Raw genomic sequence first — 19,729 nt, forward strand, 5'->3', positions numbered from 1 at the left:
TTGTCTCAGCGGTGTGAAAGACGTAACCCGTCGTTGAATAGGAATCCAGCCTCATGCATACTCTTGCTTGACAGAGCGAAGGGCAGAGTGGACATGGGAATCCGGACGGCGGTCGCCGGCGCCAGCGGTTACGCGGGCGGCGAGGTGCTGCGCATCCTGGCGGGACATCCAGAGTTCGAGATCGGCGCGCTGACGGCGGGCTCCAACGCGGGCGCCGAGCTCGGCGCGCACCAGCCCCACCTGCGATCCCTGGCCGGACGCGTCCTGGAGGAGACCACCCCCGGCACGCTCTCCGGCCACGACGTGGTGTTCCTGGCGCTGCCGCACGGCCGGTCCGGGCCGCTCGCCGAGCAGCTGGGCGAGGACGTCCTGGTCATCGACTGCGGCGCCGACCACCGGCTGGCCGACCCCGGCGACTGGGAGAGGTTCTACGGCACCCCGCACGCGGGCACGTGGCCCTACGGGCTGCCCGAGCTGCCCGGCCACCGGGACGCGCTGCGCTCCGCGAGGCGCGTCGCGGTCCCCGGCTGCTACCCCACGGCCGTCTCGCTCGCGATGTTCCCCGCGCTCGCCGCGGGCCTCGCCGAACCCGACGTCGTCGTGGTCGCGGCGTCGGGGACCTCCGGCGCCGGGCGGGCCCTCAAACCGCACCTGCTGGGCAGCGAGGTGATGGGCTCGGTGTCCGCCTACGCCGTCGGCGGCACGCATAGGCATACGCCCGAGATGATCCAGAACCTCAGCGCGGCGGCGGGGGAGCCGGTCACGGTCTCCTTCACCCCGACGCTCGCGCCGATGAGCCGCGGCATCCTCGCCACCTGCACGGCCAAGGCGCGCCCCGGCGTCACCGCGGCCTCGCTGCGCGCCGCCTACGAGGAGGCGTACGCGGGCGAGCCGTTCCTCGGACTGCTGCCGGAGGGGCAGTGGCCCGCCACGTCCATGACCCTCGGCGCGAACACGGTCCTCGTCCAGACCGCGCTCGACGAGGCGGCGGGCCGCCTCGTCGTGGTCGCCGCCGTCGACAACCTCACCAAGGGCACCGCGGGCGGCGCGGTGCAGAGCGCCAACCTCGCCCTCGGCCTCCCGGAAGAACTCGGGCTGACCACGATCGGAGTGTCCCCTTGAGCGTCACCGCCCCCCGGGGTTTCCGCGCCGCCGGCGTCGTCGCCGGGCTGAAGGACAGCGGCAACCGCGACCTGGCCCTCGTCGTCAACGACGGGCCGTCCCGCGCGGCCGCCGGCGTCTTCACCCGCAACCGCGTGCGGGCCGCTCCGGTCCTGTGGTCCGAGCAGGTCCTCAAGGGCGCCCGCGTCCGCGCCGTCGTGCTGAACGCGGGCGGCGCCAACGCCTGCACCGGCGCCCCCGGCTTCCAGGACACCCACGCCACCGCCGAGAAGGCCGCCGAGCTGCTGGAGGACTCGGCGGGCGAGATCGCCGTCTGCTCCACCGGGCTGATCGGCGAGCGGCTGCCGATGGACCTGCTGCTGACCGGCGTCGACAAGGCCGCCGCCGAGCTGTCGCGCGGGGACGGCGGGCTCGCCGCCGCCGACGCGATCCGCACCACCGACACCGTCGCCAAGATCTCCTTCCGGCAGGGCGCCGGCGGCTACATGATCGGCGCGATGGCGAAGGGCGCGGGCATGCTCGCCCCGTCCCTGGCCACCATGCTCTGCGTCGTCACCACCGACGCCGACCTTCCCGCGGACGCCCTCGACCGGGCCCTGCGCGCGGCCACCGGCGTCACCCTCGACCGGCTCGACGCCGACGGGTGCATGTCCACCAACGACACCGTGCTGCTGCTCGCCTCGGGCGCCGCCGAGGTCGTCCCGGACGAGGAGGAGTTCACCGCGCTGCTCACCGAGGTGTGCGCCGACCTCACCCGGCAGCTCCTCGTGGACGCCGAGGGCGCGTCCAAGGCCATCGCGATCGAGGTCGTCGGCGCCGCCTCCGAGGACGACGCGGTCACGGTCGGCCGCTCCGTCGCCCGCAACAACCTGCTCAAGTGCGCCATCCACGGCGAGGACCCCAACTGGGGCCGGGTGCTGTCGGCCGTCGGCACCACCGACGCGGTGTTCGAGCCCGACCACCTCAACGTCGCCATCAACGGCGTGTGGGTGTGCCGGAACGGGTCGTTCGGCGACGACCGCGACAAGGTCGACCTGCGCCCCCGCGACGTGACGATCACCGTCGACCTGTCCGCCGGCCCGCACAGCGCCACCGTCTGGACCACCGACCTCACGGCCGACTACGTCCACGAGAACTCGGCGTACGCCACATGACCGCCGTCACCCCGGGCGCGCAGATGCGCAAGAACCGGATGGGCGTCATGGGCAAGGCCGAGACCCTGATCAAGGCGCTGCCGTGGCTGGAGCGCTTCCACGGCAAGACCGTCGTGATCAAGTACGGCGGGCACGCGATGACCGACGAGCGGCTGCGGCACTCCTTCGCCGAGGACGTGGTGTTCCTGCGCTACGCCGGGCTGCGGCCGGTGGTCGTGCACGGCGGCGGCCCGCAGATCAACGCGGCGCTGGCCCGCAACGGCATCGACTCGACGTTCACCGCCGGGCTGCGGGTCACCACCCCGGAGGCCATGGAGGTCGTCCGGATGGTGCTGACCGGGCAGGTCCAGCGCGACGTCGTCGGCCTGATCAACCGGCACGGCCCGTTCGCGCTCGGCATGTCCGGCGAGGACGCGAACCTGTTCACCGCCGAGCGCAAGCACGCGGTCGTGGACGGCGCGCCGGTCGACATCGGCCAGGTCGGCGAGATCGTCGAGGTGCAGGTCGGGGCCGTGCGGGCGCTGCTGGACGACGGCCGCATCCCGGTGATCTCCAGTGTCGCGCGCGGCGACGACGGCGAGGTCTACAACGTCAACGCCGACACCGCGGCGGCCGCGCTGGCCGTCGCGCTGGACGCGGCGAAGCTCGTGGTCCTCACCGACGTCGAGGGCCTGTACGCGGACTGGCCGGACAGCGACGACGTCATCGACCGGCTCACCGCCGACGAGCTGGCCGTCCTGCTGCCGGACCTGTCGGCCGGGATGGTGCCCAAGATGGAGGCCTGCCTGGCCGCCGTGCGCGGCGGCGTCCCGCAGGCGCACGTCCTGGACGGCCGGGTCCTGCACTCGCTGCTGCTGGAGATCTTCACGGACGAGGGGATCGGAACGATGGTGCTGCCCAGCCTCCCGGGCGACGCCGGGGCGGAGGAGAAATGAGCGATCTCAGGGAGCGGTTCGAGGCGGCGTTCATGCCGAACTACGGCGTCCCGCCCGTGGCGCTCGCGCGCGGCGAGGGCTGCCGGGTGTGGGACGCCGCAGGCCGCGAGTACCTCGACCTCATCGCGGGGATCGCGGTCAGCTCGCTCGGGCACGCCCACCCCGCGCTCGTCGAGGCGGTGTCGTCCCAGGCGGCGACCATCGCGCACACCTCCAACCTGTTCCTGAACGAGCCGGAGGTGCTGCTCGCCGAGCGGCTGCGGGAACTGCTGGGCGGCGACGGGAGGGTCTTCCTCGCCAACAGCGGCACCGAGGCGAACGAGTGCGCGCTCAAGCTCGCCCTCAAGTACGGGAAGGGCAACGGGCGTCCGTACTTCGTCGCGGCCGAGAACGGCTTCCACGGCCGGACGCTCGGCGCGCTGAGCCTGACGGGCAAGGCCGCGATCCGGGAGCCGTTCGGGCCGTTCGCGATCGACGTCCGGTTCGTCCCGTACGGGGACGCGGGCGCGCTCGACGCCGCGGTGGACGAGGGCTGCGCGGCGGTGTTCCTGGAGCCCACGCAGGGCGAGGCCGGGGTCGTCCCCCCGCCGGACGGCTACTTCGCCGCCGTCCGCCAGATCTGCGACGCGGCGGGAGCGCTGTTCGTCGCCGACGAGATCCAGTCCGCGATCGGCCGCACCGGCACCTGGTTCGCGTTCGAGCACGAGAACGCCAGGCCCGACGTCCTCACCCTCGCCAAGGGCCTCGGCGGCGGCCTGCCGATCGGGGCGTGCGTCGCGTTCGGGCCGCACGGCGGCCTGTTCGCCAAGGGCGACCACGGCAGCACGTTCGGCGGCAACCCGATCGCCGCGGCGGCCGCCCTCGCCGTCCTCACCACCATCGAGAAGGACGGCCTGCTCGCCAACGCCGCCTCCGTGGGGGAGGCCCTCGCCGCCGGCCTCGACGCCGTCGAGCACCCGCTGCTCGCGGGCGTGCGGGGCCGCGGGCTGTGGCGGGCGGCCGTACTGACCGGGCCGCACGCGGCCGCCGTGGAGGCCGCCGCACGCGACGCGGGCTTCCTCGTCAACGCCCTCCAGCCCGACGCGGTGCGCATCGCCCCGCCGCTGATCCTCACCGCCGAGCAGGCGGGCTCGTTCGCCGAGGCGTTCCCCGGTATCCTCGACGCCGCCTCCCCCGAGCAGGAGAACTGACCGTGACCAGGCACTTTCTGCGGGACGACGACCTCAGCCCCGGCGAGCAGGCCGAGGTCCTCGACCTCGCCGCGCAGGTGAAGAAGGACCGCTTCGGCCACCGGCCGCTGGAGGGCCCCCGCTCGGTGGCCGTGCTGTTCGACAAGCCGTCCACCCGGACACGGCTGTCGTTCGCCGCCGGCATCGCCGAGCTCGGCGGCAACCCCCTGGTGATGGACGCGGGCACGAGCCAGCTCGGCCGCGGCGAGACCATCGCCGACACCGCCCGCGTCCTCGAACGCCAGGTCAGCGCCATCGTGTGGCGGACGGGCGGGCAGGAGCGCATCGAGGAGATGGCCGCCGGCACCGCGGTCCCGGTCGTCAACGCGCTCACCGACGAGTTCCATCCCTGCCAGATCCTCGCCGACCTGCAGACCGTCCGGGAGGAGAAGGGCGGCCTCGCCGGCGTCACCCTCGCCTACTTCGGCGACGGCGCCAACAACATGGCGCACTCCTACCTGCTGGGCTGCGCCACCGCGGGGATGCACGTCCGGGTCGGCGCGCCCGCCTCCCAGCCGCCCGCCCCCGCGGTCGTCGAGCGCGCGAAGGAGATCGCGGCCGCGACCGGCGGGTCCGTGACGGTCACCGCCGACGCCGCCGAGGCCGCCGCCGGAGCCGATGTCCTCGCCACCGACACGTGGGTGTCGATGGGCCAGGACGGCAAGGACACCTCGCTGTACGAGCCGTACTCGGTGGACGAGGACCTGCTCGCCCTCGCCGATGCCGAGGCGGTCGTCCTGCACTGCCTGCCCGCCTACCGCGGCAAGGAGATCGCCGCCTCCGTCCTCGACGGGCCGCGCAGCCGCGTGTGGGACGAGGCCGAGAACCGGCTGCACGCCCAGAAGGCGCTGCTCGTGTGGCTCCTGGAGCGCGCCCGGTGACCACCCCCATGACCAAGGCCGCGCGGCACGCCCGGGTGATCGACCTGCTGACCCGGCACCCCGTGCACTCGCAGGGCGAGCTCGCCAAGCTCCTCGGCGACGAGGGCGTCGAGGTCACCCAGGCCACGCTCTCCCGCGACCTGGTCGAGATCGGCGCGGTGAAGCTGCGCGCCGACGACGGCAGCCTGATCTACGCCGTCCCCGGCGAGGGCGGCGAGCGGATCCGCCGCGCCCGCACCGGCGCCGCCGAGACCTTCACCGGGCGGCTCTCCCGGCTCGCCGCCGAACTGCTCGTCTCGGCCGAGGCGTCCGCGAACCTGGTCATGGTGCGGACCCCGCCGGGCGCCGCCCAGTACCTGGCCTCGGCGATCGACCACGCCGAATGGCCGTCCATCCTCGGCACCGTCGCGGGCGACGACTCGATCCTGGTCATCGCCCGCGACCCGCTCGGCGGGGAGGACGTCGCCCAGGCGCTGCTGCGGCTGACCGGCACGCGCGAGCGACGAACCCAGGGGCCGCCGGACGGCCCCGACCCCGCCTCCTGACCCGCGGGGCGCGGCGGATACGCCGTACGCTGTTGCGGACGCCGGCGCCGCGGCGCCCGTGCGGGTGCGTCCGTGCCGTACCCGGCAGGGGGCGGCGTGGTGAGATGGCAGTTGACCGAACGACCAGTGGTGGGAAGAAGAGGATTCTCCGTGACCAAGGCACCGACGCGGCTGTGGGGCGGCCGGTTCGAAGGCGGCCCGTCGGACGCGCTCGCGAGGCTCTCGGTGAGCGTCCAGTTCGACTGGCGGCTCGCCCCCTACGACCTGATGGGATCGCGCGCGCACGCCCGCGTCCTCAACCGGGCGGGCCTGCTCACCGATGACGAGCTCGAGCGCATGATCGGTGCCCTCGACGACCTCGAGGAGGCGTGCCGCGGCGGCGAGTTCCGCCCCACGGTCGCCGACGAGGACGTCCACACCGCCCTGGAGCGGGGCCTGCTGGAGCGCCTCGGCGCCCTCGGCGGCAAGCTGCGCGCCGGCCGCAGCCGCAACGACCAGGTCGCCACCGACCTGCGCCTGTACCTGCGCGACCACGTCCGCCAGATCGTGTCGCGGCTGGTCGAGCTGGAGACCGCGCTGATCGCGCAGGCCGAGCACAACCTCGGCGTCGCCGCGCCCGGCATGACCCACCTGCAGCACGCCCAGCCCGTGCTGTTCTCGCACCAGCTCCTCGCGCACGTCCAGCCGCTCACCCGCGACATCGACCGGCTGCGCGACTGGGACCGGCGCGCCGCCGTCTCCCCGCTCGGCTCCGGCGCCCTCGCCGGCTCGTCCCTGCCGCTGGACCCGCAGGCCACGGCCGCCGAGCTCGGCTTCGACGCCGCCGCGCCCAACTCCATGGACGCCGTCGCCGACCGCGACTTCGTCGCCGAGTTCCTCTTCGCCGCCGCGCTGATCGGCGTGCACCTGTCGCGCCTCGGCGAGGAGGTCTGCCTCTGGGCCTCGCAGGAGTTCCGCTGGATCGAGATGGACGACACCTACGCCACCGGGTCGTCGATCATGCCGCAGAAGAAGAACCCCGACGTCGCCGAGCTGGCGCGCGGCAAGGCCGGCCGCCTCATCGGGCACCTCGTCGGCCTGCTCACCACCCTCAAGGGCCTCCCGCTCACCTACAACCGCGACCTCCAGGAGGACAAGGAGGGCGCGTTCGACGCCGTCGAGACGCTGCTGCTCGTGCTGCCCGCCATGTCCGGGCTCATCGCGACCATGCGGGTCAACACCGAGCGGCTGGAGGCCCTCGCCCCGGACGGCTTCGCGCTCGCCACCGACCTCGCCGAACTGCTCGTCCGCCGCGGCGTGGCGTTCCGCGACGCCCACGAGGTCGTCGGGCACCTCGTCGTCTGGTGCCAGGTCAACGACAAGGACTTCGACGACCTCACCGACGAGGAGCTCGGCAAGGTGTCGCCGCACCTGACGCCCGACGTCCGCGAGGTGCTGAACGTGCAGGGCGCCCTCGCATCCCGCAAGGCCTACGGGGGGACGGCTCCCGACCGCGTCCGCGAGCAGATCGGCGCGCTGCGCGCCCTGGTCAACGGCCACGCCGCCTGGGCCGCCGGCTCGGACGCCTGACCGGCGCGACGGGGGCGGCCGCCGCGGTGCGGACCGCCCCCTAGGCTGGTCGACCGGCGAAGCTGTCCCCTAGACCACGGTGAGGCGATGGACGGAGCGTTGCTGCCCCGCGATTTCTTCGACGGCCCGGTGGAGGAGGTCGCGCCCGCGCTGCTCGGGCACGTGATCAGCCACCGCACCCCGGAGGGGGAGGTCGCGGCCCGGCTCACCGAGGTGGAGGCCTACGCGGGTCCCCTGGACCCGGCCTCGCACGCCTACCGGGGCCGGACCCCGCGCAACGAGGTCATGTTCGGGCCGCCCGGGCACGTCTACGTCTACTTCACCTACGGCATGCACTTCTGCATGAATCTCGTGTGCGGGCCGGACGGGACGTCCATGGCGGTGCTGCTCCGCGCCGGCGAGATCATCGAGGGGGAGGACGTCGCCAGGGCGCGCCGCCCCCGCTCGACCGTCCGCGACCTGGCCCGCGGCCCGGCCCGGCTCTGCCAGGCACTCGGCGTCGCACGCGAGCAGAACGGCCTGGACGTGTGCGTGCCGGGCGGGCCGATGACGGTCCGCAGGGGCGAGCCCGCCGACCCCGCGCTGATCCGCAACGGCCCCCGGACCGGCGTCAACGGCGCGAAGGAGGTCCCGTGGCGGTTCTGGATCGAGGGCGACCGCACCGTCTCGCCCTACCGCCCGCACGTCCCGCGGCAGCGCAAGAAGATCACCGCCGAGGGCTGATCCGACGCGACCGCGAGGTCGGCCGGCGGCCGCCCCGCCGCGGCGGGCGTTGAATATCGTTGGCGTGACACCCGCCCACCGGTGCAGCCTGGTGGGTACACGGAAAAGCAAGCCGGAGACGAGGGAGACCGTGACCGACATCCTGGACGATCTCGCGTGGCGCGGCCTGATCGCGCAGTCCACCGACCTGGACGAACTGCGGGCCCTGCTCGCCGCGGGACCGGTCACCCTCTATTGCGGATTCGACCCGACGGCGCCCTCGCTGCACCTCGGCAACCTCATCCAGATCCTCACCCTGCGCCGCTTCCAGAAGGCCGGGCACCGGCCGATCGGCCTGGTCGGCGGCGCCACGGGGCTGATCGGCGACCCGAGCGGCAAGAGCGCCGAACGCGTGCTGAACTCCGAGGAGACCGTCGCCGGATGGGTCGAGCGGGTCCGCGGCCAGGTGTCGGCGTTCCTCGACTTCGACGAGGGCCCGACCGCCGCGACGATGGTCAGCAACCTCGACTGGACCGGCCCCATGTCGGCCATCGAGTTCCTGCGAGACATCGGCAAGCACTTCCCGGTCAACCGGATGCTCGCCCGCGAGACGGTCAAGGCCCGGCTCGACTCCACCGGGATGAGCTACACCGAGTTCAGCTACGTCCTGCTCCAGTCCATGGACTTCCTCGAGCTGTACCGGCGCCACGGGTGCCTTCTGCAGACCGGCGGAAGCGACCAGTGGGGCAACCTCACCGCGGGCGTCGACCTGATCCGCCGGGTGGAGGGGGGAAGCGCGCACGCGCTGACCACGCCGCTGCTGACCAAGGCGGACGGGTCCAAGTTCGGCAAGACCGCGGGCGGCGAGACCTACTGGCTCGACCCCGAGCTGACCTCGCCGTACGCCTTCTACCAGTTCTGGATCAACGCCGACGACCGGGACGTGGAGAAGTTCCTGAAGTTCTTCAGCTTCCGACCTCGTGAGGAGATCGAGGACCTGGCCAAGCAGGGCGCGGACCGTCCGGCCGCGCGGGCCCCGCAGCGGGCGCTCGCCGAGGAGATGACCACGCTCGTGCACGGCGCCGACGAGACCGCCCGGGTCATCGCGGCGTCCCGCGCCCTGTTCGGGCAGGGGTCACTGGAGGAGCTGGACGAGCGGACGCTGCACGCCGCCCTCTCCGAGGTGCCCCGCACGGAGGTGCCCGCGGGAGAGCTGCCGTCGGTGGTGGACCTTCTGACGGCGTCCGGCCTGTGCAAGAGCAAGTCGGAGGCTCGCCGTGCCATCGCCCAGGGCGGCGCCTACCTCAACAACGCCAAGGTCGAGTCGGAGGATGCGGTGCCGGCCGCGGCCGACCTGCTCCAGGGGCGCTTCCTCGTCCTGCGGCGCGGCAAGCGCAACGTGGGCGGCGTCGAGGTGACCGCCTCCTGAAAGGCCTTCCGACAGCCCGCCCGGACCCTCTCCGGGCGGGCTGTCGTCATGAGGAGGGCAAACTTCGGTAGATACACGTCACAGTGCGGTTACGACGGCCCGCGACGGGGCATGGTTCGAAGACTGAAAACAGTAGATGACCTGCGGATTCAAGCTCCTCCAGGGCTGATTTGACGGTCCTGGCGGCGGGACCTAATGTTCTACACGCCCCACGGGGGAGCGGGACGCCGACAGGCGGCCGGCCCCGAGGGGAAACCTCAACAGACCCGGACGGGTGCGCTACGCTGCGCCCAAAAGGGACTAACGAGGCCGAGCCGCCCGAAGTTGGTTAAACCAGGACGGATCGGGTACGATTGAAGGGTTGCCCCGGAGCCGGGGGCCGCGAGAGCGGGGTCCGGCGCGGTGGGTGTCCGTTTCTTGAGAACTCAACAGCGTGTTAAAAGCCAGTGCCTTTATCGGCTCGGTCATTGATTGGCCGGGTCGCCCCGTGCCGCCCTGCTTTGTGGGGTGGTGGGGATTTCTTTGAGGCAATGCCGTCCCCTTTGTGGGGATGGTGATGCTGGGATTGTTTCCTGAGGTTTGGCTGGTCGGGGTTCGCCCCCTGGCTGGTCGTTGGACCTTGATGGAGAGTTTGATCCTGGCTCAGGACGAACGCTGGCGGCGTGCTTAACACATGCAAGTCGAGCGGAAAGGCCCCTTCGGGGGTACTCGAGCGGCGAACGGGTGAGTAACACGTGAGCAACCTGCCCCTGACTCTGGGATAAGCCCGGGAAACTGGGTCTAATACCGGATATAACCACTGGTCTCATGATCGGGTGGTGGAAAGTTTTTCGGTTGGGGATGGGCTCGCGGCCTATCAGCTTGTTGGTGGGGTGATGGCCTACCAAGGCGACGACGGGTAACCGGCCTGAGAGGGCGACCGGTCACACTGGGACTGAGACACGGCCCAGACTCCTACGGGAGGCAGCAGTGGGGAATATTGCGCAATGGGCGGAAGCCTGACGCAGCGACGCCGCGTGAGGGATGACGGCCTTCGGGTTGTAAACCTCTTTCAGCAGGGACGAAGCTAACGTGACGGTACCTGCAGAAGAAGCGCCGGCTAACTACGTGCCAGCAGCCGCGGTAATACGTAGGGCGCAAGCGTTGTCCGGAATTATTGGGCGTAAAGAGCTCGTAGGCGGTTTGTCGCGTCTGTCGTGAAAGCCCACGGCTTAACCGTGGGTCTGCGGTGGATACGGGCAGACTAGAGGCAGGTAGGGGAGAATGGAATTCCCGGTGTAGCGGTGAAATGCGCAGATATCGGGAGGAACACCGGTGGCGAAGGCGGTTCTCTGGGCCTGTACTGACGCTGAGGAGCGAAAGCGTGGGGAGCGAACAGGATTAGATACCCTGGTAGTCCACGCCGTAAACGTTGGGCGCTAGGTGTGGGGTCCTTCCACGGATTCCGCGCCGCAGCTAACGCATTAAGCGCCCCGCCTGGGGAGTACGGCCGCAAGGCTAAAACTCAAAGGAATTGACGGGGGCCCGCACAAGCGGCGGAGCATGTTGCTTAATTCGACGCAACGCGAAGAACCTTACCAAGGCTTGACATCGCCGGAAAACCATCAGAGATGGTGGGTCCTTTTGGGCCGGTGACAGGTGGTGCATGGCTGTCGTCAGCTCGTGTCGTGAGATGTTGGGTTAAGTCCCGCAACGAGCGCAACCCTCGTTCCATGTTGCCAGCACTTCGGGTGGGGACTCATGGGAGACCGCCGGGGTCAACTCGGAGGAAGGTGGGGATGACGTCAAGTCATCATGCCCCTTATGTCTTGGGCTGCAAACATGCTACAATGGCCGGTACAGAGGGCTGCGATACCGTGAGGTGGAGCGAATCCCTTAAAGCCGGTCTCAGTTCGGATCGAAGTCTGCAACTCGACTTCGTGAAGTCGGAGTCGCTAGTAATCGCAGATCAGCAACGCTGCGGTGAATACGTTCCCGGGCCTTGTACACACCGCCCGTCACGTCACGAAAGTCGGCAACACCCGAAGCCCGTGGCCCAACCACCTTGTGTGGGGGGAGCGGTCGAAGGTGGGGCCGGCGATTGGGACGAAGTCGTAACAAGGTAGCCGTACCGGAAGGTGCGGCTGGATCACCTCCTTTCTAAGGAGCACCAACTGGCCAGGTCGCCTCGTCAGAGGGATCTTGGTCGGTGGCCGCCGTTGACAGCGAGTGTCTGTCAGGTGGCTGCTCATAGATGTGGAGCACTGGCTACTCAGCTCACCGCGTGTGTGAGCCGGCAAGTACCGTCCTTCGGTTTCGGCTGGGGGAAGGGGAACGGCGGTTTCAGGCGGGTGGTGGGTTGGACACGCTGTTGGGTCCTGAGGGAACGGGCGCGAGCTCGACCTCGGACTACGGGACCAGGACCACATTCCTTGATTGGGGTGTGGTTTTGGTGGGCCCGGTTGTTTTTTGAGAACTGCACAGTGGACGCGAGCATCTCTGGTAGATGATGAGAGCACGTTCGAAGAGATTCCTCCTTTTGGGGAGGGTGTTTTCGGGTTTGTTTTTGTTGTTTATCTGCGATTTGTTCTGATCGTTTTGTGTGTTCAAGTTTTTAAGGGCATACGGTGGATGCCTTGGCATCAGGAGCCGATGAAGGACGTGGGAGCCTGCGATATGCCTCGGGGAGTCGGCAACCAGACTTTGATCCGGGGATTTCCGAATGGGGAAACCTGGCACCCGTCATGGGGTGTCGCCGCCTGCTGAATGTATAGGCAGGTTGGTGGGAACGCGGGGAAGTGAAACATCTCAGTACCCGCAGGAAGAGAAAACAATAGTGATTCCGTGAGTAGTGGTGAGCGAAAGCGGAGGAGCCTAAACCGTGCGCGTGTGATAGCCGGCAGGCGTTGCGTGTGCGGGGTTGTGGGACCACCCTGGTTCAGCTGCCGCTGAATCGAGGAGTTATAAACCGCTGGGATAGTCGAATGGCTTGGGATGGCCGACCGTAGACGGTGAGAGTCCGGTAGACGAAATTCGAGTGGCTTCTGGGTGTGTTCCCGAGTAGCACGGGGCCCGTGAAATCCCGTGTGAATCTGCCACGACCACGTGGTAAGGCTGAATACTTCCTGATGACCGATAGCGGACCAGTACCGTGAGGGAAAGGTGAAAAGTGCCCCGGTGAGGGGTCGTGAAATAGTACCTGAAACCGTGTGCCTACAAGCCGTCAGAGCCTCCTCAGTTACCTTTCGGGGTTTCTGTTGGTGATGGCGTGCCTTTTGAAGAATGAGCCTGCGAGTTATGGTGTGTGGCGAGGTTAACCGGTGGCGGGTAGCCGTAGCGAAAGCGAGTCTGAATAGGGCGTTTTTAGTCGCATGCTGTAGACCCGAAGCGGAGTGATCTAGCCATGGGCAGGGTGAAGCGCCGGTAAGACGGTGTGGAGGCCCGAACCCACCAGGGTTGAAAACCTGGGGGATGACCTGTGGTTAGGGGTGAAAGGCCAATCAAACTCCGTGATAGCTGGTTCTCCCCGAAATGCATTTAGGTGCAGCGTCGCGTGTTTCTTGCCGGAGGTAGAGCTACTGGATGGCTGATGGGCCCTACCAGGTTACTGACGTCAGCCAAACTCCGAATGCCGGTAAGTGAGAGCGCGGCAGTGAGACTGCGGGGGATAAGCTTCGTAGTCGAGAGGGAAACAGCCCAGATCATCGGCTAAGGCCCCTAAGCGTGTGCTAAGTGGGAAAGGATGTGGAGTTGCTGTGACAACCAGGAGGTTGGCTTAGAAGCAGCCACCCTTGAAAGAGTGCGTAATAGCTCACTGGTCAAGTGATTCCGCGCCGACAATGTAGCGGGGCTCAAGCACACCGCCGAAGCCGTGGCATTGACACCATGTGGTGTTGATGGGTAGGGGAGCGTCCTGTATCCGGTGAAGCCTCGGGGTGACCCAGGGGTGGAGGGTGCGGGAGTGAGAATGCAGGCATGAGTAGCGAATCACACGTGAGAAACGTGTGCGCCGGATGACCAAGGGTTCCTGGGGCAGGCTAATCCGCCCAGGGTAAGTCGGGACCTAAGGCGAGGCCGACAGGCGTAGTCGATGGACAACGGGTTGATATTCCCGTACCCGCTGGTATGCGCCAACGCTGAATCCTCTGATGCTAACCACCCGAACCATGCTTCGGGCCTTCGGGCTTGTTGTGTGGGGAGCGTGGGGCCCGAGGGGGTAGTAGGTGAGTGATGGGGTGACGCAGGAGGGTAGCTCAGCCCGGGCGATGGTTGTCCCGGGGTAAGGCTGTAGGGAGAGAGATAGGTAAATCCGTCTCTCATATAATCCTGAGAGCTGATGCCGAGCCGTTTTAGGTGAAGTGAGTGATCCCATGCTGCCGAGAAAAGCCTCTAGCGAGTGTACCGGCGGCCCGTACCCCAAACCGACTCAGGTGGTCAGGTAGAGAATACCAAGGCGATCGGGTGAACTGTGGTTAAGGAACTCGGCAAATTGCCCCCGTAACTTTGGGAGAAGGGGGACCTCGCCCGGTGATGGCATTTGCTGTCTGAGCTGGGTGGGGTCGCAGAGGCCAGGGGGAAGCGACTGTTTACTAAAAACACAGGTCCGTGCGAAGTCGTAAGACGCTGTATACGGACTGACGCCTGCCCGGTGCCGGAACGTTAAGAGGACCGGTTAGGGGGACTTGTTCCTTCGAAGCTGAGAATCTAAGCGCCGGTAAACGGCGGTGGTAACTATAACCATCCTAAGGTAGCGAAATTCCTTGTCGGGTAAGTTCCGACCTGCACGAATGGCGTAACGACTTCCCCGCTGTCTCAACCACAGGCCCGGCGAAATTGCAGTACGAGTAAAGATGCTCGTTTCGCGCAGCAGGACGGAAAGACCCCGGGACCTTCACTATAGCTTGGCATTGGCGCTTGGAGCGTCTTGTGTAGGATAGGTGGGAGACTGTGAAGCCCAGACGCCAGTTTGGGTGGAGTCATTGGTGAAATACCACTCTGGTCGTTTTGAGCGTCTAACCCGCACCCGTGTATCCGGGTGGGGGACAGTGCCTGGTGGGTAGTTTAACTGGGGCGGTTGCCTCCCAAAATGTAACGGAGGCGCCCAAAGGTTCCCTCAGCCTGGTTGGCAATCAGGTGGCGAGTGCAAGGGCACAAGGGAGCTTGACTGTGAGACGGACGTGTCGAGCAGGTGCGAAAGCAGGGCCTAGTGATCCGGCACCTACGTGTGGAAGTGGTGTCGCTCAACGGCTAAAAGGTACCCCGGGGATAACAGGCTGATCTTCCCCAAGAGTCCATATCGACGGGATGGTTTGGCACCTCGATGTCGGCTCGTCGCATCCTGGGGCTGGAGTAGGTCCCAAGGGTTGGGCTGTTCGCCCATTAAAGCGGCACGCGAGCTGGGTTTAGAACGTCGCGAGACAGTTCGGTCCCTATCCGCTGTGCGCGTAGGAGAATTGTGAGGGTCTGTCCCTAGTACGAGAGGACCGGGACGGACGAACCTCTGGTGTGCCAGTTGTCCCGCCAGGGGCACGGCTGGTTGGCTACGTTCGGTCGGGATAACCGCTGAAAGCATCTAAGCGGGAAGCCTTCCTCGAGATGAGTTCTCCCACCCCGTCAGGGGTGTAAGGCCCCCGGTAGACGACCGGGTTGATAGGCCGGAGATGGAAGCGCGGTAACGTGTGGAGTCGACCGGTACTAATAGGCCGAGTGGCTTGAACACACTGAACGTTCAGAGTGAATTGCTGCGAGAAATTGTTCGCGTCCCTGTGTGGTTCCCAGGAAACAACTGGGTTCCCGTGTGTTGTTGATAACTGAATTTTTTCGAGCCGAATGGTTCGGACGTGGATTTGCCCACCTGCGGGTGGTGCGTTTAGACGTTCGGTGGTTTTGGCGAGGGGGAAACACCCGGTCCCATCCCGAACCCGGAAGTTAAGCCCTTCAGCGCCGATGGTACTGCATGGGAGACCGTGTGGGAGAGTAGGACACCGCCGGACACATATTGCAGAAAGGCCCCGCCGTTACGGCGGGGCCTTTCTCATTTCACCGGGCGTCGTGGGTGGATGAGGGCCGCCGCGCCGGCATTGAGGATTTTGCGCTCAGTGGCGGCGGGGAGTTCTTCGACCTCGTCTCGCCGTCCGTGTGGGGGCCCCTGACGTCCGGGCGGGTCAGCGGCCGAGCTCCCGGTCGAGCGTGGCGGCCCACTGGCCGAGCAGGCGGGTACGGCGTGCCGAGTCGTCGGTGAGGAGATCGGCCAGGCCGAGGCCGCGGACCAGGTCGAGGGTCGCCTGGACCGTCTCCCGGACGCCGGGAACCGACTCGTCCGCGCCGAGGGCCTCGACGGTGAGGCGGTGCGCCTCGCGTCCGACCCGCGCCTCCAGCGGGACGACCTGCGCCCGGAGCTGCTCGTCCGAACTGGCCGCGACCCAGAGCTGGAGCGCGGCGCGGAAGAGCGGGGTCGTGTACATCTCGCCGAGGAGCGTGACGACGTCCAGCGTGGAGGGGCGGCGGTCGGCGAGCGTGTCCAGGCGTTCGCGCATCTGCGCCATCCGCACGTCCGAGCCGTACTCGACGGCCGCCGTCACGAGCTCTTCGCGCGTGCGGAAGTGGTGCTGGGCGGCGCCCCGGGAGACGCCCGCGCGTTCGGCGACCACCGCCACCGTCGTGCCCGCCCAGCCCGCGGAGGCGAGGCAGCCGATGGCGGCCTCCAGGAGGCGCTGCCGCGTGGCGCGGCTGCGGTCCTGCTGCGGTTCGCGGGGGATTGCCTGCGCGGTCATGGAGTCCTCGGGTCGGTGGCCTCCAGTCAACCAAACGATCAGGCGAAGAAACAATCATGCACGATTGATTTTTTAGGGAGGGGCTGGCAGGGTTCAGGCCATGAGCCAACCGCTGCGGGTCGGTAACGCCTCGGGCTTCTACGGCGACCGCTTCTCCGCGGTGCGGGAGATGCTGGAGGGCGGGCCGCTGGACGTCCTCACCGGCGACTACCTGGCCGAGTTGACCATGCTGATCCTCGGGCGCGGGAAGATGAAGGACCCGGACGCCGGGTACGCCGCGACGTTCCTGCGGCAGATGGAGGAGTCCCTCGGCCTGGCCGTGGAGCGCGGCACCGCGATCGTCGCCAACGCCGGCGGGCTCAACCCGCGGGGGCTGGCGGAACGGTTGCGCGAGCTGGCCGCGCGGCTCGGGATCGACGTGCGGATCGCCCACGTGGAGGGCGACGACCTGCTGCCCCGGGCGAAGGAGCTCGGCCTGGCGGACGCTCGCCACGGGCGGCCGCTCACCGCCAACGCGTACCTGGGCGCCTGGGGGATCGCCGAGTGCCTGCGGGCCGGCGCCGACGTGGTGGTGACCGGGCGCGTCACCGACGCGTCGCTGGTCGTCGGCCCCGCCGCCGCGCGTTTCGGCTGGGCGCGGGACGACTGGGACGCACTCGCCGGCGCGACGGTCGCCGGGCACGTCCTGGAGTGCGGCGCGCAGGCGACCGGCGGCAACTACGCCTTCTTCCAAGAAATCTACAATGTAAAGGCGCCGGGCTTTCCGATCGCCGAGATCCATCCCGACGGCTCCAGCGTGATCACCAAGCATGACGGGACGGGCGGCGCCGTGACGGTCGGGACGGTCACGGCCCAGCTGCTGTACGAGATCGGCGCGCCGTCCTACGCCGGCCCGGACGTGACGACGAGGTTCGACACGATCGCGCTGGAGCAGGACGGGCCCGACCGGGTGCGGATCAGCGGCGTCCGGGGCGTCCCGCCGCCGCCGTCCACCAAGGTGTGCCTGAACCATCTCGGCGGCCACCGCAACGAGATGACCTTCGTCCTCACGGGCCTGGACATCGAGGCCAAGGCCGAGCTCGCGAAGGCGCAGCTGGAGGCCGCGTTCGCGGAGGCCCGGCCGGCCCGCGTCGAATGGACGCTCATCGGGGCCCCCGGTCCGGACCCGGCCACACAGGGGGAGGCCGCCGCCCTGCTCCGCTGCGCCGTCCTCGACCCGGACCCGGAGAAGGTCGGCCGCGCCTTCAGCGGCGCCGTCGTGGAACTGGCCCTCGCCGGATACCCGGGCTTCACGATGACCTCCCCGCCCGGCAAGGGCGGCCCCTACGGCGTCTACACGCCCGCCTACGTCCCGAACGAGGCCGTCGAGCAGGTCGCGGTGACCCACGAGGGCGAGCGCATCACCGTCCCGCCCGCCCCTGTCGTGCGCAACCTCGGCATCTCCGCCGAGTCTCCGCCCACGGGGGACGTCCCGCCGGGCGCCACCGTCCGCGCACCGCTCGGCCGTGTCGCCGGGGCGCGGAGCGGGGACAAGGGCGGGGACGCCAACATCGGCGTCTGGGCCCGGACGGACGCGCAGTGGCGCTGGCTGGAGCCGTTCCTGACCACCGAAAGGCTCCGCGTGCTGCTGCCGGAGACACGCGAGCACACCGTCCGCCGGCACGTGCTGCCCAACCTCCGCGCGGTGAACTTCGTCGTCGAAGGGCTGCTGCAGGAGGGCGTGTCCGCCTCGACCCGGTTCGACCCGCAGGGCAAGGCCCTGGGGGAGTGGCTGCGGTCCCGCCTCGTCGACATCCCGGAGGCAGTCCTGTGACCCTCAAGAGCACCCTGGACGCGCGGAGCCCGGAGTACCGGGAGCGCCGCGCGGCCATGCTGGAGAAGCTGGCGGCGCTGGACGCCGAGCACGCCAAAGCGCTGGAGGGCGGTGGTGAGAAGTACGTCGCGCGGCACCGCGGGCGCGGCAAGCTGCTGGCGCGCGAGCGCATCGAGCTGCTGCTCGACCCCGACTCGCCGTTCCTCGAACTGAGCCCCCTCGCCGCGTGGGGGAGCGACTTCCCGGTCGGCGCGAGCGTCGTCACCGGCATCGGCGTCGTCGAGGGCGTCGAGTGCGTGATCGTGGCGAACGACCCGACGGTGCGGGGCGGGTCCAGCAACCCGTGGACGGTGAAGAAGAGCTTCCGGGCGTCCGACATCGCGCTGGAGAACCGGCTGCCCGTCATCAACCTGGTCGAGTCGGGCGGCGCGGACCTGCCGACGCAGAAGGAGATCTTCATCCCGGGAGGCCGCATGTTCCGCGACCTTACCCGGCTGTCGGCCGCGGGGATCCCGACGATCGCGCTCGTGTTCGGCAACTCCACGGCGGGCGGCGCCTACATCCCGGGGATGTGCGACCACGTCGTCATGGTCAAGGAGCGCGCGAAGGTGTTCCTCGGCGGTCCGCCGCTGGTGAAGATGGCGACCGGCGAGGAGGCCGACGACGAGGAGCTCGGCGGCGCCGAGATGCACGCCCGCGCCTCCGGCCCTCGCCGACTACATGGCGGCGGACGAGGCGGACGCGCTGCGGCTCGGGCGCCAGATCGTCGCGAACCTCAACCACCGCAGGCTCGGCCCCGCGCCCGGCCCGGTGGAGGAGCCGCTGTACGACGCCGAGGAGCTGGCCGGGATCGTCCCCGAGGACCTGAAGGTCCCGTTCGACCCGCGCGAGGTCATCGCACGGATCGCCGACGGTTCGCGGTTCGACGAGTTCAAGCCGCTGTACGGCACGAGCCTGGTCACCGGCTGGACGCGCGTCCACGGCTACCCGATCGGGATCCTCGCCAACGCGCAGGGCGTCCTGTTCGGGGACGAGGCGCAGAAGGCGGCGCAGTTCATCCAGCTCGCCAACCAGAGCGACACCCCGCTGCTGTTCCTGCACAACACGACCGGCTACATGGTCGGCAGGGAGTACGAGCAGGCCGGGATCATCAAGCACGGCGCCCTGATGATCAACGCGGTGGCCAACAGCAGGGTCCCGCACATCTCGATCGTCATGGGCGCCTCGTACGGGGCGGGCAACTACGGCATGTGCGGCCGCGCGTACGACCCGCGGTTCCTGTTCGCCTGGCCGAGCGCCAAGTCGGCGGTGATGGGGCCGCAGCAGCTCGCGGGCGTCCTGTCGATCGTGGCGCGGCAGGCGGCGCAGGCGCGCGGGCAGGCCTACGACGAGGACCAGGACCGCGCGATGCGGGAGATGGTCGAGGCGCAGATCGAGGCCGAGTCGCTGCCGTTCTTCCTGTCCGGGCGGCTCTACGACGACGGGGTGATCGACCCCCGCGACACCCGGACCGTCCTCGGCCTGTGCCTGTCCGCCGTCCACAACGCGCCCGTGCGCGGCGCCGAGGGCTTCGGCGTCTTCCGGATGTGAGTGTCGAA

General features: G+C 68.8%; 11 protein-coding genes, 3 rRNA genes and 1 pseudogene. 14 read left to right on the forward strand and 1 reads right to left on the reverse strand.

The genetic code is table 11. The features are described from left to right. Positions 1-93 precede the first annotated feature (93 nt). The 12 genes from argC to rrf all read left to right on the forward strand — a co-directional run bounded on the left by argC (position 94) and on the right by rrf (position 15,538). Positions 94-1,122 carry an N-acetyl-gamma-glutamyl-phosphate reductase gene (argC, locus tag BJY14_RS41020; RefSeq protein ID WP_179848513.1) on the forward strand — a complete coding sequence of 343 codons (1,029 nt, stop codon included), beginning with the start codon at positions 94-96 and terminating at the stop codon, positions 1,120-1,122. Continuing rightward, complete coding sequence (argJ, locus tag BJY14_RS41025) at positions 1,119-2,276, forward strand: bifunctional glutamate N-acetyltransferase/amino-acid acetyltransferase ArgJ (RefSeq protein WP_179848514.1); 1,158 nt, start codon at positions 1,119-1,121, stop codon at positions 2,274-2,276. Before argC ends, argJ begins: the two co-directional genes overlap by 4 nt. Before the next feature lie 23 nt (positions 2,277-2,299). Continuing rightward, the gene (argB, locus tag BJY14_RS41030) at positions 2,300-3,211 is read left to right on the forward strand and encodes an acetylglutamate kinase (RefSeq protein ID WP_179849953.1); all 912 of its coding nucleotides are present in this window, start codon (positions 2,300-2,302) and stop codon (positions 3,209-3,211) included. Further along, complete coding sequence (locus BJY14_RS41035; RefSeq protein WP_179848515.1) at positions 3,208-4,401, forward strand: acetylornithine transaminase; 1,194 nt, start codon at positions 3,208-3,210, stop codon at positions 4,399-4,401. Before argB ends, BJY14_RS41035 begins: the two co-directional genes overlap by 4 nt. A 2-nt stretch (positions 4,402-4,403) precedes the next feature. Next, on the forward strand, positions 4,404-5,321 hold the full coding sequence (argF, locus tag BJY14_RS41040; RefSeq protein ID WP_179848516.1) for an ornithine carbamoyltransferase: 918 nt from the start codon (positions 4,404-4,406) through the stop codon (positions 5,319-5,321). A gap of 8 nt (positions 5,322-5,329) precedes the next feature. Beyond that, the gene (locus tag BJY14_RS41045; protein WP_179849954.1) at positions 5,330-5,866 is read left to right on the forward strand and encodes an arginine repressor; all 537 of its coding nucleotides are present in this window, start codon (positions 5,330-5,332) and stop codon (positions 5,864-5,866) included. 150 nt (positions 5,867-6,016) lie between these two features. Beyond that, the gene (argH, locus tag BJY14_RS41050; RefSeq protein WP_179848517.1) at positions 6,017-7,435 is read left to right on the forward strand and encodes an argininosuccinate lyase; all 1,419 of its coding nucleotides are present in this window, start codon (positions 6,017-6,019) and stop codon (positions 7,433-7,435) included. An 87-nt stretch (positions 7,436-7,522) separates the two neighbouring features. Further along, a complete protein-coding gene (locus BJY14_RS41055; RefSeq protein ID WP_179848518.1) occupies positions 7,523-8,158 on the forward strand; it encodes a DNA-3-methyladenine glycosylase in 636 nt (211 codons plus the stop codon). 130 nt (positions 8,159-8,288) lie between these two features. Further along, complete coding sequence (tyrS, locus tag BJY14_RS41060) at positions 8,289-9,566, forward strand: tyrosine--tRNA ligase (protein ID WP_179848519.1); 1,278 nt, start codon at positions 8,289-8,291, stop codon at positions 9,564-9,566. A gap of 619 nt (positions 9,567-10,185) precedes the next feature. Further along, a 16S ribosomal RNA gene (locus BJY14_RS41065) occupies positions 10,186-11,705 on the forward strand. 444 nt (positions 11,706-12,149) lie between these two features. Next, positions 12,150-15,264 (forward strand): 23S ribosomal RNA (locus BJY14_RS41070). 157 nt (positions 15,265-15,421) lie between these two features. Next, a 5S ribosomal RNA gene (gene rrf / locus BJY14_RS41075) occupies positions 15,422-15,538 on the forward strand. Together the 16S, 23S and 5S rRNA genes form the textbook arrangement of a ribosomal RNA operon. 171 nt (positions 15,539-15,709) lie before the next feature. Here rrf and BJY14_RS41080 read toward each other — a convergent pair. Continuing rightward, the gene (locus BJY14_RS41080) at positions 15,710-16,318 is read right to left on the reverse strand and encodes a TetR/AcrR family transcriptional regulator (protein WP_179848520.1); all 609 of its coding nucleotides are present in this window, start codon (positions 16,316-16,318) and stop codon (positions 15,710-15,712) included. 100 nt (positions 16,319-16,418) lie between these two features. On the opposite strand from BJY14_RS41080, the gene BJY14_RS41085 reads away from it, so the two are divergent. Both BJY14_RS41085 and BJY14_RS41090 read left to right on the forward strand, forming a co-directional pair. Continuing rightward, positions 16,419-18,131 carry an acyclic terpene utilization AtuA family protein gene (locus BJY14_RS41085; RefSeq protein WP_179848521.1) on the forward strand — a complete coding sequence of 571 codons (1,713 nt, stop codon included), beginning with the start codon at positions 16,419-16,421 and terminating at the stop codon, positions 18,129-18,131. 56 nt (positions 18,132-18,187) lie between these two features. Beyond that, positions 18,188-19,721: pseudogene (locus BJY14_RS41090) on the forward strand (acyl-CoA carboxylase subunit beta). Positions 19,722-19,729 lie beyond the last annotated feature (8 nt).

Source organism: Actinomadura luteofluorescens, assembly GCF_013409365.1.
Lineage (GTDB): Bacteria > Actinomycetota > Actinomycetes > Streptosporangiales > Streptosporangiaceae > Spirillospora > Spirillospora luteofluorescens.

What these genes read in the sequence shown, in the direction of transcription:
- argC (WP_179848513.1), top strand. Translation starts at nt 94, where the DNA reads ATGGGAATCCGGACGGCGGTCGCCGGCGCCAGCGGTTACGCGGGCGGC.
- argB (WP_179849953.1), top strand. Translation starts at nt 2,300, where the DNA reads ATGCGCAAGAACCGGATGGGCGTCATGGGCAAGGCCGAGACCCTGATC.
- BJY14_RS41035 (WP_179848515.1), top strand. Translation starts at nt 3,208, where the DNA reads ATGAGCGATCTCAGGGAGCGGTTCGAGGCGGCGTTCATGCCGAACTAC.
- BJY14_RS41045 (WP_179849954.1), top strand. Translation starts at nt 5,330, where the DNA reads ATGACCAAGGCCGCGCGGCACGCCCGGGTGATCGACCTGCTGACCCGG.
- BJY14_RS41055 (WP_179848518.1), top strand. Translation starts at nt 7,523, where the DNA reads ATGGACGGAGCGTTGCTGCCCCGCGATTTCTTCGACGGCCCGGTGGAG.
- BJY14_RS41080 (WP_179848520.1), bottom strand. Translation starts at nt 16,318, where the DNA reads ATGACCGCGCAGGCAATCCCCCGCGAACCGCAGCAGGACCGCAGCCGC.
- BJY14_RS41085 (WP_179848521.1), top strand. Translation starts at nt 16,419, where the DNA reads ATGAGCCAACCGCTGCGGGTCGGTAACGCCTCGGGCTTCTACGGCGAC.